The organism is Rothia sp. P4278 (assembly GCF_048512945.1).
Taxonomy (GTDB): domain Bacteria; phylum Actinomycetota; class Actinomycetes; order Actinomycetales; family Micrococcaceae; genus Rothia.
Genome location: NZ_JBLXXU010000005.1, coordinates 75999 through 92474, shown reverse-complemented (window position 1 = coordinate 92474; position 16476 = coordinate 75999). Strand labels below are relative to the sequence as shown.

Below are 16476 nucleotides of genomic sequence, written 5' to 3'. Positions count from 1 at the left end.
TAAGCGTAATGGCGGGGCCTACACCCCGCCATTTTTAGGTTTAGGCTGAGGCCAGAGCAATCTGAACTGAGTCCACCTGCTCGGAAAGCAGGCGATGTCCCGCTAAGCCTTCCCGAAGTTTGCCCACCGTCCGGTCTACCTGCTCCCGATTCAAGCCAGGAATCAGCTTGAGCGTAATGTTGAGCTCAGGGCCGGGGCCACCACCTGCCAAGACCTTACCCGTAGCAGAGCGTGAATAGACACCGGCACCGGGGCTAGCTTCTACACTCACAACTCCCGACAGTGGGGTTACAAGGTCAGAAAGCGCCTGGGCGACCTGCGAGTTACGGTAGGACGGTACCCACTTTTGATCCCGCGCTATAGCCCATACCGCCGGGCGACGAACCACAAAGGTTACGTCCTGCCCGGGATTAACCACGATCAGTTGGTTATCGTCCTCTATCGCAGAAAGAGCCGTCTTGCGCATATCTGCGGCAACAGGTCGAGCTAAATCATGCCAGGCAGTTAGCGCGTCAACACTGGTAAACACCGGCAGAGCCTTACGACCATCGGGAGCTTGAATACTGACCAGGGCCATGTCTGACTCTTTATCGGAGACCAGCCCGTCAGCGGTAATTTCGGCCTGCGAAAGCTGGGCAACGATAGGTGCAAAAACCCTTACCTGCCGGAGGGCATCGACCACCGCAACTTCGTCAACAGTATCGGCTATGAAGTCAGCCAGCACTTTTTCAAGGTTGGGGTCGGTTCTACCGTCATCGCCGGGATAAAGGTGGGTGTGGCTGGTTCCCTCACCCAGGTTGCGCCCCTCCCACGGCTGACCACCTGTGTCGGTGCTCCTGCCGGCAGAAGCCAACTGGGCGGCAATGTGGGCAGGTAACTCCCGTTTGGGACCACCAGGGTTCCCGCGCCCGTGGGTGTGAGCGCGACGAAGGCGATCAGAAAAATCAGTCACTAGGGGCGACCCGCTAGATCAAGTGCCTGCTCCAGGGTGAACTTACCCGCGTACAGAGCTTTACCGGTAATGGCGCCTTCTACACCGTATGGCACCATGGTACGCAGGGCGGCAATATCGTCCAAAGTGGCAATACCACCGGAAGCAACAACAGGCTTATCGGTACGCTCAGCGACCTTGCGCAGTAGTTCAAGGTTGGGGCCCTGCAGAGTGCCGTCCTTAGTGACGTCAGTAACCACGTAGCGGGCACAGCCGTCCTCGTTCAGGCGGTCAAGCACCTCCCAGAGGTTGCCCCCTTCTTTGGTCCAGCCACGGGCGGCCAGCACGTCACCGCGCACATCCAGGCCCACAGCGATCATGTCCCCGTGCTGGGCAATAACCTTGCGAGTCCATTCTGGATTTTCCAAAGCTGCGGTGCCCAGGTTAATGCGTGCGGGGTTCAGGCTCAGAGCGCGTTCCAGGGAAGCATCGTCGCGGATACCGCCAGACATTTCAATCTTGATGGAGAGTTCCTGGGCGACCTCGGTCAGAATATCGATGTTATCGCCACGCCCAAAGGCTGCGTCCAAATCGACCAGGTGCAACCACTCTGCACCCGCCTTCTGCCACTCCAGGGCCGCTTCGACCGGTGAGCCGTAGTTGGTCTCGGAACCGGCTTCACCCTGAATCAGGCGCACAGCCTGGCCATTTGCCACATCAACTGCCGGGAGCAGTTCAAGTCGTTGAGTCATTCATTTCTCCTAGAAATCTGTACGTTTAGCTGTAGTTAAGGACAAGGTAAAAGCCATAGCCGGCGAAAGCTAAGCCCACCAGTAAGAGCACTAGCTGGGCCACCCAAGTAATTTTCTGCTTGTAGAAGGAGTAGGCCCCACCCAGAAAAATCATGCCCACCGTCATCAGCAAGAGGCCAGAAGTACTTGCAGACATCCCTATTACTCCTTACCAGCTAGACGGCCAGTTACCGGCAAGGCACTGATCCAGTTCCGCAGGAGCTGGATTCCAGCCTCCCCAGATTTTTCGGGGTGGAACTGGGTTGCGCTGAGAGGGCCGTTTTCTACCGCCGCAATAAAATCAACGCCGTGCTTGGCCCATGTTACCTGCGGAGGAAGCATAGCCTCGTTGTTCTGATCGAAGTTCCACTCCTGAACACCGTAAGAATGCACAAAGTAGAAGCGTTCATGTTCGATACCCGCAAAAAGGGTGCTGCCTGCCGGAGCCTTGACGGTATTCCAGCCCATGTGCGGCACTACGGGTGCTTTGAGGAGTTCCACGGTGCCAGGCCACTCCCCCAGACCCTGGGTTTCAATCCCGTGCTCAACACCTTTTTCAAACATGACCTGAAGGCCGACGCAGATACCGAGGACGGGGCGACCACCGGCAACACGCCTCCCAATCATGCGGATAGCGTCTGCATGGCGCAGCCCGTCCATCACAGCCTTGAAAGCACCTACGCCCGGCACTACCAGGCCGTCGGCCCCAAGTACGTCTTCCTCAGCCCGCGAGAGAATTACCTGCGCACCGGCTTCTTCAAGAGCGCGAACGGCTGAGCGGACATTGCCCGCGCCGTAATCAAGGACGGTTACTGTAGGCTTCTGCTCAGCACTCATGAGAGCGCCCCCTTGGTGGAAGGAATACCAGAGTGGCGAGGATCGGGCTCAACTGCCTGACGCAGGGCACGGGCCAGAGCCTTGAACTGGGCTTCGGCAATATGGTGCGGATCCCGACCGCCGAGCAGGGTGATATGCAGGCAAATACCGGCGTGGTAGGCAATTGCCTCAAAGACGTGCCGCACCATAGAACCGGTAAAGTGCCCGCCAATCAGGTGGTACTCGTAGCCTTCGGGTTCACCAGTGTGCACCAGGTAGGGGCGCCCCGAAATATCGACGACAGCTGAGGCAAGAGCCTCGTCCAGGGGTACGGTAGCGCTGCCAAAGCGGCGGATACCGGCCTTATCGCCCAGCGCCTTGCCTAGTAGCTCGCCTAGCACAATCCCGGTGTCTTCAACGGTGTGGTGAACATCGATATGGGTGTCACCGGTGCACTTTATCGTCATGTCAATCAGTGAGTGCTTGGACAGAGCGGTAAGCATGTGGTCATAGAAGGGCACGCCGGTATCAATGTCGGAGACCCCGGTGCCGTCAAGGTTAATTTCAAGGCTGACCGAGGACTCGCTGGTCACACGCTCCATAGATGCGATTCGGGGGCCGATTCCGGTTGATGTAGTGGTGGGTACTGCCATAATTGCCTCTTTGCTGTGGTTAAGGTTCAAAAGTTTCGATATAGGTGCTCAGATGCTCCAGGAAGGCGCTGGTTTCCGCCTCAGTACCGGCGGTGACTCGTAGGAAGCCGGGAATACCGTTATCGCGCACCAGAACTCCGCGTTCGAGCAGATAGTTCCAGGCAGCTTTTTCGTCCTTAAGTCCACCGAAGAATACAAAGTTGGAATCCGAGACAGCCGGGGCCAGTCCGAGTTCTCGCAACCGGTTGACAATGCGATCGCGCTGGCTACGGATGTCATCGACATTGCCTAGAAGTTCAGTCCGGTGTCGCAGGGCTGCAATAGCGGTTGCCTGGGTGACTGCTGATAGGTGGTAGGGCAAGCGCACCAGGCGAACAGCATCTGCTATCAGAGGATCGGCGGCAAAATAACCCAGCCGAGCACCGGCTAAGGCGAATGCTTTGCTCATGGTACGAGTGACAATCAGGTTACGACGGCCCGGCAGTAAGGTGAGCGCGGTCTGAGTACGGTCCTGGGCAAACTCTGCGTAGGCTTCATCGACCACGACGATACCGTTATAGGTTGAAACCGCATCGTAGACGGCCTCAATAACATCTAACCCCAAGCCCGTTCCGGTGGGGTTATTGGGTGAGCAAAGAATGACGATGGTGGGGCTGTCTTGTTGAATCTGTTCAACAGCCGACTCTGCACTCAGAGAGTAGTCAGCGGCTCTGCGCCCAGCAATAAAAGCTGTGTTGGTTCCATCGGCCAGAAGCGGGTACATGGAGTAGGTCGGGACGAAGCTCATGACGCTCCGGCCGGGCCCGCCAAAGACCTGCATAATCTGCTGAAGGATCTCGTTGGAACCGTTAGCTGCCCAAACCTGGTCAGGGGTCAGGCCGTGGCCCAGGTAAGCAGATAGTTCAGCACGCAGGGTATCAAATTCACGGTCCGGGTAACGGTTGAGGGTGACTGCCACTTGGGCAACCTCACGCGTAATAGCCTCCACAACTTCTTGAGGCATGGGGTGCGTATTCTCATTAACGTTGAGCGTTACCGGCACATCGATCATGGGCGCGCCGTAGGGTGAGCGGCCACGCAGGTCATCACGCAAGGGCAGGGCATCAAGGCTTTGAGTAGTATCAGTCACCCCCCTAGTGTATCTACTGGGCTCCGGTTCCCGCATTTTTATCCCGAACTCTGAGGGGAATTACTTAGTCTTGGCTCTATTTACTGTAAACGGGCACTTCAAGCACCTGTCCGGGCTCTACCTGGGCGCTCCTTAAATCGTTGATTTGCATAATGCGATTGACGACGTCACGGCTGTCCTGCCCCGGGGCGACCTGCTGGGCGATAGTCCAGAGGGAGTCACCGTGGTAGACCCTAACCATCTGACTTACGGGCGCTTCGGAATAGCTTGTGCTGCTCTTGGCCTGGGTCGGGAAAGCAAAGGTGAAGGCACCCAAGACCATGAGGGCTGCCAGCGTGAGTAGCGGTAGTCCGCGAAAAATTAGCCGCCCCCTCCGGGTAAGGCGGAAACCCCCGCGCTGAGACACACGGGAACTATGTTTGGTTGCCGAAGTAACCTGGTAGCCATTCTGCCCAGCTTCTAGAGACTCCAACCCGCGCTTGGTAGCGGGCAAGCTGGGACGGTCAGCGTGGGCAACTTGCCGCTGAGCGGCTCCTTTGATTCTCCCAGAGGAGCTGGCGTTCGCCCCCAGGTACCCGGCACAAGGGCTAAGGGGAGCATATCGAATACGGTAACGAGGTTGTCGAACAGAACCCGCCGAGACAGCTTCGGAGGCAGTTGATCGGGGAACGAAAGTAGCTGCCTGATCAAGGGGCTTCTTCAAAGAAGTACGAGCCATAAACTCGGGCAGTGCGATAGTGCTCATAAGTCTTTCTCCTGATTCATGCTCAGACACCCACATCGAATGCCTGTTCTAAAATTGATTCGTATATATGTTCTATCAGAAAAATCGAACAGAGTCGAGAAAAATTAGAACAAATGTTTGAATAAGCTGCTGGCTTGGCATAGTCTTAGAAGACCACTTCATAAGTACACAAGGGGTGGCTGACACTTTAAGAACCGATAAGAGACGAGACACCGTGAGCGAACGACCCCCGCAGACTCCGGCACCCCTTTCCCTTAAGGGCGCTCGCCCCCTGACAGCGCGCCAAAAGAAAATTCTTGACGCAATATCTACTGCAATTGACGAGTACGGTTATCCGCCCTCTATGCGTGAGATTGGCGATATTGTGGGGTTGGCTTCGCTCTCTTCTGTCACCCATCAGCTCTCCCGGCTTGAAGAGATGGGATACATTCGCAGGGACCCCAAACGGCCACGCGCTATTGAAGTACTCACAGGTGAAGAGCCGCTCGAAGAGCCAAGGCCTGAGACCAGCGTCATTACCCTGCCGGTGCTTCCCACCTTTGCTCAGAATGATGAGAACGTAGCTACCGTCCCCTTGGTTGGACGCATTGCCGCCGGCGCACCAATTGCCGCAGAACAGGCGGTCGAAGACGTCATGGCTCTCCCGCGTCAGCTGGTGGGCCAGGGCGACCTCTTCATGCTTCGAGTCAAAGGTGACTCCATGATTGATGCCGCTATCTGCGACGGTGACTGGGTGGTGGTTCGTGCTCAGAACACTGCCCAAAACGGTGAAATTGTAGCGGCCCTCCTCGATGACGAGGCAACGGTTAAGACCTTCCGCCAGCGTGATGGGCACACCTGGCTGCTACCTCAGAACACTCAGTACGAACCCATCCTGGGTGACTCAGCAACCATCATGGGCAAGGTCGTCTCCGTCCTGCGTAGCCTCTAGAGCGAATCTGACAAAGCAAGCATTTTATTAGCTCAAGAGTCTGGGGCCAGAATCACCATGATTCTGGCCCCAGACTGTTTACTATGCCATCCCTGATTAGGCTTCTTGGCTTTCAAGGGCTTCATGCAAGCGCTGTAAGGCGCCTACCACTACGTCCTGGCGGGTAGTAGTCCAAAAAGGTGGTAGCGATTTGACCAAGAATGACCCGTAACGCTGGGTTGCAAGTCGAGAATCCAGCACAGCAACCACACCGCGATCATGCACAGAGCGAATTAGGCGACCGGCTCCCTGGGCCATACGCACCGCCGCATGAGTAGCTGAAACAGCCATAAAACCGTTGCCGCCGTGACTTGCAACTGCCCTGGTCCGAGCCTGTGATAGCGGGTCGTCGGGGCGTGGGAAAGGGATTCTGTCCATAACGACCAGACGGCAAGAGTCGCCGGGCACATCAACGCCCTGCCACAGGCTCATGGTTCCAAAGAGGCAGGCATGGGTGTCTTCGGTGAATTCCTTGACCAGGGCCCGCAAGGACGACTCCCCCTGCAAGAGCACCGTGAGATCAGTTTTTTCTCGAACATACTCAGCGGCAAGTTCAGCACCCCGTTTAGAGGAGAAGAGCCCCAGGGCACCGCCACCAGATGCCGTCACTAACTCCACCAGCCGGTCCAGCTGTTCCACCGAAACACCCCGGCCGGGTTTAGGCAGGTCAGAAGCGATATACAGCACCCCCTGTTTAGGGTAGTCAAAAGGCGAGCCAACATCGATACCGTCCCAGCGGGGGGAGCCCTGCCCCATGAGGCCCAGCGAACCGGCAGTAGCGTCAAAAGACTCGCCCACGGTCAGGGTCGCGGACGTCAGCACCACGGTGCGATTATCGAAAAGGCCTTCGCGCAGATAGCCTGCAACAGAAATCGGGGCGATGTTGAGGGTGGCAGGGTCATCTTCAGCCGCCGCTAGGTAGCCTCTGCCCGGCTCCCAGGAGCCGGTACGCGATACCCAAATGACCTGGAAGTTGGGATCTGCGGTCAGCATCTTTTCGGCGGTTTCGTGTACTTCGGTCAGGCTTGCCCGCACCATCTGACGGCCGGCATCGGCGTCTTTATCGCCGCTCTTGGTGTCTGTTATGGCCTGACGGGCAGCATCGCGCACCCTTTCCATGGCGGCGGCAACACGTTCGGGCAGGCCCCTGGTCATGAGCTCGGCGGGAACACCATTGAGGGAGTCATCGAGAGCCAGGGCAGCTTGTTCAAGGGCGCGGTGGTCAGCGTCGGTGTGACGTTTGAGGCTCCGGGCCACCTTGGTGATGTTGGCCGGGGAAAGTGAACCTGTCACGGCACCTGTGACTCGGTCTGCGAGCTCGTGGGCCTCGTCGATAATGGCGATATCGTGATCCGGCAGGACAGCCGCTCCCTCAAAGGCATTAATAGCTAGCAGGGCGTGGTTAGTAATCACGATGTCGGCATCTGCCGCCCGTGTCCTGGCATTTTCGCTGAAACATTCTTCGACCAGCGGGCATTTCTTGCCCAAGCATTCGGAGGCCTTTACCGATACCTGCCGCCACGCTCGGTCGCTGACCCCGGGTAGGAGTTGGTCACGGTCCCCGGTTTCTGTGGTCTGGGCCCAGGAGCGCAGGCGAACTACTTCTTCCCCCAGTTTTCCGGCTGGCCCTACAGAGCCAGTCTCGGTGTCCATATCGAAGAGCGCGTCCCCGTCATCGTCTGGGTAGCCGCCTTCGAGTTTGTGTAGGCAGAGGTAGTTGTTCCGCCCTTTGAGAATAGCCACATCGGTCTGGTGTTCTGGTTCATCGCCCAGGGCTTCAAGAAGCCGGGGAATATCGCGGCTAACGATCTGCGATTGAAGCGCCAGTGTTGCTGTGGCCACAATAATGGGTTTGTCGGAGTGCTGGGCTGCGCTCAGAGCTGGGACCAGGTAGCCCAGGGACTTACCGGTGCCGGTTCCTGCCTGGACCAGTAGATGCCGGTCGCTTTCGAGCGCGCGGGCCACATAGGCGGCCATTTTTCGTTGGCCGGGTCGGATTTGGCCGCCACTACGGGCGATAACGGTGTCCAGAAGTTTGAGAACAGGCTGGGCACCGGGCAGGGTTTCAAGTTCCTGCCCGGTGGGTGCGGTGATGTCTTGGGTCATACTCGGACGGTCTCCACCGCTCCTGCCGCAACTGCTTGGTCAATTTCTGGCTGCAGGATTTCCAGTAGGTCAGCGTCCAGGGCATAGCCTGCCAAATCGGAGGCTACCTGGTCACGCACCAGGGCGTGGACGTAGGTACCGTCAGAGACAAAGGCAGTGCGGAGAATTTCGGCGTCCCACTCGTGTAGGCGGGAGACAACCCCACCTTGGGCGTAGGGAATAAGCAGGTGCAGTTCCAGCGATGGACGCGGGATAGTCTCGGCAATTTTTACTTGGAGCTCCTCAATCCCCTCACCGGTGCGAGCGGAGACCACAACATGGCTGGGTTCGCGCTGGCGCAGGCGCTCGATGACGAAAGGGTCGGCGGTATCGGCCTTGTTGAGCACAATAATCTCGGGAATGTTCTGTGCTCCCACCTCGGTAATCACCTGGCGGACCGATTGGATCTGCCCCTCCGGGTCGGGGTGGGAGACATCGACCACGTGCACAATGACATCGGCGTCGGCGACCTCTTCAAGGGTTGAGCGGAAGGCCTCAACCAGCTGAGTAGGCAGAGAGCGCACAAAACCTACGGTATCGGAGAGGGTGTAACCTACCCCATCGGGAGTCTGGGCCTTACGTACGGTGGGGTCAAGGGTCGCAAAGAGGGCGTTTTCGACCAGGACGCCGGCGTCGGTGAGCCTATTGAGCAAGGAGGACTTTCCCGCGTTGGTGTAACCGGCGATAGCAACGGAGGGCACCCTGTTGCGTTTACGGTTGAGACGCTTGGTTTCGCGGGCAGGTGCCATGGCGGCGATTTCGCGCTTAAGTTTAGCCATACGGGCGCGCAGTCGGCGGCGATCCAGTTCGATTTTGGTTTCACCGGGGCCGCGAGAGCCGATGCCCTCGCCCCCTGCGGCACGGCCACCGGCCTGGCGGGACAGGGAGGCGCCCCAACCGCGCAGGCGAGGGAGCATATATTCGAGTTGGGCTAGCTCAACCTGGGCTTTACCCTCCCGAGATTTAGCGTGCTGGGCGAAGATATCGAGAATCAGCGCGGTCCTGTCGATCACTTTGACCTTGACAATATCCTCAATCGCGCGACGTTGGGAAGGCGCTAGCTCTGCATCGACAATGACAGTATCCGCGCCAGTAGCTTCAACAATATCCTTGAGTTCAAGCACCTTACCTGAGCCCAGGTAGGTACCGGGATCGGGTTTAAGACGGCGCTGTACCAGGCCATCAAGCACTTCGGAGCCAGCGGTTTCTGCCAGCGCGGCCAGCTCACGCAGGGAGTTTTCGGCTTCAGCTAGGGTACCTTCACTCCACACACCTGCCAGGACGACTCGTTCCAGGCGGAGCTGGCGGTATTCGACTTCGGTAACGTCATCGAGTTCGGTGGAAAGGCCCGCAACGCGGCGCAGAGCCCGACGTTCTTCAAGGTCCTGCTGATCACCGTCATAGGATGAGTGTTCGGGCTGGTTGTGGGAGAGCTCTCGGGCTCGCTGCCCCAGGAGGTTACCGGTTGAGCTAGAGGCTCGGCCCAGTACTCGATCTACCGTCAGGCGTAATTGCTCATCGGAGGGTAGCTTCGGTTCCTTGCCGGGGCGTAATGAGTCGGCCATAGTGCCTTTCGTTTAAGAATCAATCGTCCCTACAAGTTTAGCGTGCGGCGTCTAAGGTGAGTAGTAGTGCCGTAGAATGAGGGCTTATGAGCACCAAAACACACTATTTTTCTGAAGAACCCGCAGGTGACTTTGCAACTAAACCCCTCACCGTGGAACTGACAGCAGATAAAGTCCAGGTGCTCACAGCCCCCGGAATTTTTAGCCCCGGCGGTGTCGATAAGGGCACGCGGATTCTGCTCGATGAAGCCCCCGCGCCCGAAGGAACACGCCTGCTTGATATTGGGTGTGGCTGGGGGCCTATTACCCTGACCCTGGCCATGTTGGCACCTGAGGCGCAGGTCTACGGGGTGGAGGTCAATCCACGCGCTGCCCAGCTCACCCAGATGAACGCTGAGCGGCTGGGGCTAAACAATATTAGGGTGTCCTCCCCCCAAGCCCTGGATGAGTCGCTGACCTTTGACACCATCTGGTCTAACCCTCCTATTCGGGTAGGTAAAGAAGTCCTGCACGAGATAATGCAGACCTGGCTCCCCCGTCTTTCCCCCGGTGGGAACGCCTATCTGGTAGTGCAGAAGAACCTGGGCTCCGATTCACTGCAAAAATGGCTGGTGCAGACTTTTCCCGACCTTGAAACCAGCCGTTATGCCAGCTCTAAGGGCTTCCGTATTATCCGGGTTCACCGCCCATAAAACGGCAGGACTAACAAGTGCAGAAGAACCGGCCCCGCATATCAGGCGGGGCCGGTTCTTTGATAAAGTTCTTGGGATCTTAGCCCAGGAGGATTTTCCCGGTCATAGCGGCAGGGCCGGCCAGAACAACATGCTCTAGATCATCGGGACCCAGCACAAAGGTAACAGCCAGGGTGCCACCGGGGACACGGACCAGCCACTCGTCGGGTGCATCTTCCCCACCCCAGAAGCGGGTGGCTGCAGCAGCCGCACAGGCACCGGTGCCGCAGGAAAGTGTCTCCCCCACTCCACGTTCGTGCACGCGCATACGGATTGAGCCGATGTTCTCGGTAGCGGGGTCACCGTCTTCAGCAGAAATCTCTTCGGGGACCACAAATTCAACATTGGTGCCCTCGGGCGGGAGCGGTGAAACCTTGGGTGCATCATACAGGTTCAGACCGTCCAGCTTGCCGTCAGTACCTAGCATCACCACGGTGTGAGGGTTGCCCATGCTGATGGAGAGGGCACCGCGCGGTGTCCGTAGCCCCTTGGCTGTCACCTGCGCATCGGTGCCGTTATCGCGGGCCATATCACCGTTAATAAAGCTCCAGGGGCCCATATCAATGGCGTAGCCTGTCTCGGTACGCCCCACAGTCTTTACACCCGCACGGGTGGCAATCAGGAGCCGCTCACCGTACTCAAGCTGAACAAGGTTCTCCGCAATCAGGTAGTCCACAAAAGCGCGTACACCGTTACCGCACATCTCGGCGATAGATCCGTCGCCGTTGCGGTAGTCCATGAACCAGGTAGCCTCGGGGTATTCCTCGAGCAGGTGAGCCGCAAAGTCCAGGTTTGCTGTTTTGACAGCGCGAATGAAACCGTCGGCACCAATACCAAAGTGGCGGTCAGCGACCTTGGCAACTAGCTCGGGAGTAAGGTCCAGCTCAGCCTGAGGGTCTGTCACAAAAATAAAGTCGTTACCGGTAGCCTGCCCCTTGGTCAGGGTCTTGCCGGTCAGGTCTCCCCAGGGGGCGATTTCTTGAGTGTGGGTTGCCACAGCTAGTGCCTTTCCATTGGGCTTGGCCGCTCTCGGGCCTTATATCTTCTTTTAGTCTAGTGCCTGCCTGCCCTAAGAGATGTGCCTTAGGGCCAGGTCAAGTTTGCGTGGATCAGACCATTCCAGCCAGTGCACACGGGGGTCTGCCCTAAACCAGGTAATCTGACGGCGGGCAAACTGCCGGGTGGCCGTTACGGTATCTTCAAGAGCCGAATCCACCGAGTATTCCTGCCCCGCGGGCAGCAGGCCCCGTGATGAGTCCAAAGCCTTGAGGAACTCCCGGTAGCCAATAGCCGCTGAGGCAGTTTTACCCTGACGTAAGCCCTGGGCTTCGAGCCGTTGGACTTCTTCGAGCAGGCCTTTCTGCCTCATAGTGAGCACCCGATCGTGCAGACGCCGGTGTAGCTCAGCACGGTCACCGCTCAGCCCAATTTGGAGAGCCGGTTGGTAGTAGGTGCGTCTTGGCATGAAGGAGGAGAAGGGGCGGCCCGTCACCTCGTACACTTCCAGTGCCCGCACCAGGCGGCGGTCATCCTTTACCCGGTCAGCTGAGACAGGGTCTACCTCGCGCAGGCGGGCTAACAAGGCCCCAGGGCCCTGCTGAACGAGCTCCGCCTCAAGGCGAGCGCGAACAGCGGGGCAGGTTTCGGGGAACTCCAATACGTCCAGGGCCGCCCGCACATACAGGCCGGAACCACCCACCAGAATTGGGTACTTGCCCCGGCTCCTAATCTGGTCAAAGAGTTGGCGGGCTTGGCCCTGGAAAACAGCAACGGAGGCTTCTTGGGTCACATCCAAGATATCGAGCAGGTGGTGTGGCACACCCCGCATCTCTTCTGCTGTCAGCTTGGCAGTGCCAATATCCATACCCCGGTAGAACTGCATGGAGTCAGCGTTGACGCACTCCCCGCCTAGTTCCAGAGCCAGCTCAATGGCCAGGTCACTCTTACCGCTACCGGTCGGGCCTACCACAGCAATCACGGGTAGCTGGCCGAAGTCGCAGTGCCCGCCCTGTTCTGCCGGACCGGGTCCAAGGTTGGTTTTCTGAACGGGCCTGTTCATGAGAGCGCTGATTTTTTAAAGGTGGGGAAACCCAAGGAAACCGGCGAACCGGGGACCTGGGTAGTCCCGGTACCGCAGGAATCGGCCTGAGCCCGGTCCCAGGCGTCCCCGGCGCGTGAACGGCGCACCGAATACTGCTCGGGGGCGGGGTCAGAAATCAGGTGAAAGGAACCTGCCTCGGTGATAGGCAGGGTAACCAGGTCACCGGGACGGGGCAGCTGGCAGCCCTCAGGTACGGAAAAATGAACTAGGCGTTGGTCGCGGGCACGACCAGAAAGCCGGTTGGTCTGCTCAGCCTTACGGCCAGATTCAGCGGTCACCATCAGCTCAACGGTCTTACCCAGTTGCTTACGGTTCTCCTGGCCCGCGATCCGGTCCTGAAGAGCGGTCAGCCGCTCATAGCGTTCCTGCACCACGGCCTTGGGTACCTGGTCAGGCATAGTGGCAGCAGGAGTACCGGGGCGAATCGAATACTGGAAAGTAAAGGCAGAAGAGAACCGGGCCGCCTCTACCACGCGCAGAGTCTCCTGGAAGTCTTGCTCGGTCTCGCCGGGGAAGCCCACAATAATATCGGTGGTAATCACGGCCTCGGGGATGCGCTCGCGGACCTTGTCCAAAATCCCCAGGAACTTGGTGGACCGATAGGAGCGTTTCATGTCCTTAAGCACCTTATCGGAACCCGACTGAAGGGGCATGTGGAGCACCGGCATGACGTTCGGAGTCTCGGCCATCGCCTCGATGACGTCATCGGTAAACATGGCGGGGTGAGGTGAGGTGAAACGCACACGCTCTAGCCCCTCAATCTCACCGCAGGCACGCAGGAGTTTGGAGAAAGCCTGGCGGTCGCCAAAGCCCACACCGTAGGAGTTCACGTTTTGACCCAGCAGGGTAACTTCAATAGCACCGTCATCGACCAGTGCCTGAACCTCGGCTAGGATCTCGCCGGGGCGGCGATCTTTCTCTTTACCGCGCAGGGAGGGGACGATGCAGAAAGTACAGGTGTTGTTACAGCCCACGGAGATTGAAACCCAGCCGGAGTAGACATGGTCGCGTTTGGTGGGCAGAGTGGAGGGGAAAACCTCAAGTGATTCGAGCAGCTCAGCCTGGGCCTCCTGGTTGTGACGAGCGCGTTCAAGCAGAGTGGGCAGGGAGCCAATGTTGTGGGTGCCAAAGACAACATCAACCCAGGGAGCCTTCTTCAGAATGGTGTCCTGGTCTTTCTGCGCTAGGCAACCGCCCACCGCAATCTGCATCCCCTCGTTTTCGCGTTTGACGGGAGCTAACTGGCCCAGGTTGCCATAGAGCTTGTTATCGGCGTTCTCGCGGACAGCGCAGGTGTTAAACACCACCAGGTCGGGGGTGCTTCCCTCAGTGGCAGGAAGGTAGCCGCTGGCTTCGAGCAGACCGCTCATACGTTCGGAATCGTGCACGTTCATTTGGCAACCAAAAGTACGTACCTCGTAGGTACGGGTTTTGGTCTGTGCTTGGGGCTTTTCGGGGTTCACGTCAATACTCACTCCACTAGATTACTCGATAGGCCATAATGGGCACTATGTCAGCTCTGCCTTCCGCCTCATTCTTTTGGTCACTTGCTCAGCGCGCTTCGGCAGGTTATTGCCCGCAAGTGACCGAGCAGGACGTTAGTTCGCCCCGATTTCTGCAGCTTCTGGCTTGGCTCTTGAACCAGGCAAGCAAAGCCTTGGCTGCTTGCCCAACCCATGCCCAGATTCTCTCTGCCGGTATGCGTTCGGTAGTTATTAGGGTGCGGTTTAGCCCCGGCACGGTGGATCTGCCGAGGTTGGGTGAGGTGCCCAGCGTCATCCTCAAATACTTTCGGCGCAAAGACTCAGCTAGCAATTCTGGTGGCTTTGGGTATCTGAGGGAGAAGCATGGGTTGGGTGCACTGGATGCCCTGGTACCGGGCCTCTACACCCGTTTGTTGGCGGCCGACGATGCTAGCCGACTCTTGATTCTTGAAGACATTAAGAGCGATAGTTTTTCTTCCGTCAGCTTGGGTGAGCTTCTGCTGTCCTCCAGAGCGGATACCACGTCCCTGCAGGTACTGGATGCCTGGGCCTTTACGTGGGCTAACATTCTTGGCTCCCCGGCGCAGGCTACAGCCCAAGAATCCTTTGCTGAGGCTTTAGCAGAAGCTGATCCACAGGCTACTGCACCGGGGTCGATACCCTCACCCCAGCTTGCCTTTAAGGGGCTAGCTCTCCTAGCTAAAGCCAAGGGGGTAGCCCTAGATTCTGAGGAGTTCGAGCTGTGGCAGAAGCAGGTAGGGAGCATCATATCCCCAGAGCCAGGCGATGCTGTCTTGTCTTCGGGGGATTTTTCTCCGGCCAATTTACTCCTACCGAGCAGGGATTATCTGACGGGTTCGGGGAATAGCCGCGACCTATCAGCTAATCCTGTTTTTCCCTTGGTTCGCGCAGTTCGAGCAATTGATGCAGAGGGTAGTTGCATACACCACTGGGCACTACCGGTGGCAGAAATGATGCTAGGTTTCCCGTCATGGCCTAAGGGCCCAGTCAGCACGGCCTTGGCCGGGCACGAGAACTGGCAGCTAGCTACCCAAAAGTTTTATCGGTTAGTTGCCCCCTACCCCCACACCGACGTGTACCAGGCTCCGGCAGTGCGTTCAGCAGTACTAACGATTCAGGCAGTCCTAGCTGAGCAGTTGGCATAAGTAGTTTTTGACCGATTCCAAGCAGAGGCTGAAACACTGCTAGATATGCTCATCTTCCTATCTTTTGCCCTCTTGGTTGCGGCCCTCCTGCTCTTCGTCCTGGGGCTTATCTCAGGCCAAGCGCTAAGACCTTCTTCCCCTAGCTATTCCCAGTAGTTGAAGCTGCCCTCTGTATTTGCCCCCATCTGTCGCGCATAATTCTCCACTTCTTCCCGAACCACCCCAAAAGCCAGACCTGCCGGGTAACCCTTACGGCCCAACATGGCCACCAGGCGGCGCATCACCCTATCCCGTTCCGCGCGGTCCGCCAGGTTCATAGAGGGCCGCAATTTCTTACGCACCAGCTCGTGCGCATCAGCCCGCTCATCCTCCTCGGTCCTGTGCTCTAAAGCAGTTTCTGCCTGCTCGCCCTCAATCCCTTTAGCTCTAAGCTCCCTACGGATAGCTGACCGCGACAACTTTTTAACCTTGCTCCGCGAGCGCACAAACATCTCAGCAAACTCGGCATCATTGATGAGGTTAACCGCCTCAAAACGGTTCAGAATATCCTCAATGACCTCTGCCGAAATTTCTTTCTCCGCCAGCTTGCCTTCGAGCATAGCCCGGGACTTAGGTGCCGCCGCTAGCTGGTTGAGCACAATGTTCTTGGCACGGCTAAATTCACTCTCCGGCTCAGCCTGCCCACGACCCCGGCTACCTGGCATAGGTGTGAGGCCCTGGACCAGCAGTTCAGCATCGCTCACCGGTTCATTAAGGCTAGAGCCTTCCCTAAAAAGCGGGATACTCCGTTTCCCGCTTGACCGTTTCTCTTGGACGTCCTCCTGGTGTGCACCGATTGCAGGGGCAAAGGGTGAGCGGGCCGCATAGCGGGCCGGTGGCTTACGGAAGCCCTTTTTCAGTTGGGGATTCCGGCGGTGTCGGTACTTATCTAGCTCTTCTTGCCGGCCCTGCCTATTCACAGCCCTAGCTGTGTTGTCAGCTGAGTCAGCAGTATTCACGGCGCCACCACCGGTGTAGGGAGTGCCCTGCCCCTGCATAACAGACAGGTAACTATCGCCGGGGCGGTCTTCACTCAGCCCCTGCGCGGCGGGGTGCCAGGACGGGTATTCCTCGGGGCTCAGAAAATCTGTATCAGTCATTGGTCCTTGGGGCCTTCTTCTGCGGAAGAGAATACAAAGTTCTCTAGCTTAGGGGCAAGCTCTATCTATGCTGAAAGGCCGCTACCGCCGAGTTGGCGGTAGCGGCCTAC

16 protein-coding genes are annotated in these 16476 nt (G+C 57.9%); 3 read left to right on the top strand and 13 right to left on the bottom strand.

What is annotated here, in order from left to right; translation table 11 throughout:
* Window positions 1–40: 40 nt before the first annotated feature.
* The 7 genes from ACN085_RS09635 to ACN085_RS09605 all read right to left on the bottom strand — a co-directional run bounded on the left by ACN085_RS09635 (window position 41) and on the right by ACN085_RS09605 (window position 5065).
* Complete coding sequence (locus ACN085_RS09635; protein WP_419111399.1) at window positions 41–952, bottom strand: SseB family protein; 912 nt, start codon at window positions 950–952, stop codon at window positions 41–43.
* Window positions 952–1683: a bifunctional 1-(5-phosphoribosyl)-5-((5-phosphoribosylamino)methylideneamino)imidazole-4-carboxamide isomerase/phosphoribosylanthranilate isomerase PriA gene (gene priA, locus ACN085_RS09630; RefSeq protein WP_419105136.1), complete on the bottom strand. Its 732-nt coding sequence runs from the start codon at window positions 1681–1683 to the stop codon at window positions 952–954. The genes ACN085_RS09635 and priA overlap by 1 nt, the downstream gene beginning before the upstream one ends.
* A gap of 25 nt (window positions 1684–1708) precedes the next feature.
* On the bottom strand, window positions 1709–1879 hold the full coding sequence (locus tag ACN085_RS09625) for a hypothetical protein (RefSeq protein WP_419111398.1): 171 nt from the start codon (window positions 1877–1879) through the stop codon (window positions 1709–1711).
* Window positions 1880–1884: 5 nt separating this feature from the next.
* The gene (gene hisH, locus ACN085_RS09620) at window positions 1885–2559 is read right to left on the bottom strand and encodes an imidazole glycerol phosphate synthase subunit HisH (RefSeq protein ID WP_419111397.1); all 675 of its coding nucleotides are present in this window, start codon (window positions 2557–2559) and stop codon (window positions 1885–1887) included.
* Window positions 2556–3191, bottom strand: a complete 636-nt coding sequence (hisB, locus tag ACN085_RS09615) for an imidazoleglycerol-phosphate dehydratase HisB (protein ID WP_419111396.1) — start codon at window positions 3189–3191, stop codon at window positions 2556–2558. Before hisB ends, hisH begins: the two co-directional genes overlap by 4 nt.
* A gap of 19 nt (window positions 3192–3210) precedes the next feature.
* Complete coding sequence (locus tag ACN085_RS09610) at window positions 3211–4320, bottom strand: histidinol-phosphate transaminase (RefSeq protein WP_419111395.1); 1110 nt, start codon at window positions 4318–4320, stop codon at window positions 3211–3213.
* Window positions 4321–4396: 76 nt separating this feature from the next.
* Window positions 4397–5065 carry a LysM peptidoglycan-binding domain-containing protein gene (locus ACN085_RS09605; RefSeq protein ID WP_419111394.1) on the bottom strand — a complete coding sequence of 223 codons (669 nt, stop codon included), beginning with the start codon at window positions 5063–5065 and terminating at the stop codon, window positions 4397–4399.
* Window positions 5066–5279: 214 nt separating this feature from the next.
* On the opposite strand from ACN085_RS09605, the gene lexA reads away from it, so the two are divergent.
* Window positions 5280–5996 (top strand): transcriptional repressor LexA, encoded by a 717-nt coding sequence (gene lexA / locus ACN085_RS09600; RefSeq protein WP_419111393.1) that lies wholly within the window; start codon window positions 5280–5282, stop codon window positions 5994–5996.
* A gap of 96 nt (window positions 5997–6092) precedes the next feature.
* Here the strand turns inward: lexA and ACN085_RS09595 are convergent, their stop codons facing one another.
* A complete protein-coding gene (locus ACN085_RS09595; protein WP_419111392.1) occupies window positions 6093–8141 on the bottom strand; it encodes an ATP-dependent DNA helicase in 2049 nt (682 codons plus the stop codon).
* A complete protein-coding gene (gene hflX, locus ACN085_RS09590; protein ID WP_419111391.1) occupies window positions 8138–9745 on the bottom strand; it encodes a GTPase HflX in 1608 nt (535 codons plus the stop codon). The genes ACN085_RS09595 and hflX overlap by 4 nt, the downstream gene beginning before the upstream one ends.
* A gap of 86 nt (window positions 9746–9831) precedes the next feature.
* Here hflX and ACN085_RS09585 point away from each other — a divergent pair, with 86 nt between their 5' ends.
* A complete protein-coding gene (locus ACN085_RS09585) occupies window positions 9832–10437 on the top strand; it encodes a class I SAM-dependent methyltransferase (RefSeq protein WP_419111390.1) in 606 nt (201 codons plus the stop codon).
* Between the two features lie 79 nt (window positions 10438–10516).
* On the opposite strand, the gene dapF is transcribed toward ACN085_RS09585, so the two are convergent.
* From dapF to miaB, 3 genes are all read right to left on the bottom strand, one after another.
* The gene (dapF, locus tag ACN085_RS09580; protein WP_419105144.1) at window positions 10517–11473 is read right to left on the bottom strand and encodes a diaminopimelate epimerase; all 957 of its coding nucleotides are present in this window, start codon (window positions 11471–11473) and stop codon (window positions 10517–10519) included.
* Window positions 11474–11545: 72 nt separating this feature from the next.
* Window positions 11546–12535, bottom strand: a complete 990-nt coding sequence (miaA, locus tag ACN085_RS09575; RefSeq protein ID WP_419105145.1) for a tRNA (adenosine(37)-N6)-dimethylallyltransferase MiaA — start codon at window positions 12533–12535, stop codon at window positions 11546–11548.
* On the bottom strand, window positions 12532–14052 hold the full coding sequence (gene miaB, locus ACN085_RS09570) for a tRNA (N6-isopentenyl adenosine(37)-C2)-methylthiotransferase MiaB (RefSeq protein ID WP_419100170.1): 1521 nt from the start codon (window positions 14050–14052) through the stop codon (window positions 12532–12534). The genes miaA and miaB overlap by 4 nt, the downstream gene beginning before the upstream one ends.
* A gap of 35 nt (window positions 14053–14087) precedes the next feature.
* Here miaB and ACN085_RS09565 point away from each other — a divergent pair, with 35 nt between their 5' ends.
* Entirely contained in the window at window positions 14088–15227 is a 1140-nt protein-coding gene (locus ACN085_RS09565) for a hypothetical protein (protein ID WP_419111389.1), read from the top strand.
* Between the two features lie 143 nt (window positions 15228–15370).
* Here ACN085_RS09565 and ACN085_RS09560 read toward each other — a convergent pair whose 3' ends face one another.
* A complete protein-coding gene (locus ACN085_RS09560) occupies window positions 15371–16366 on the bottom strand; it encodes a regulatory protein RecX (protein WP_419111388.1) in 996 nt (331 codons plus the stop codon).
* Window positions 16367–16476 lie beyond the last annotated feature (110 nt).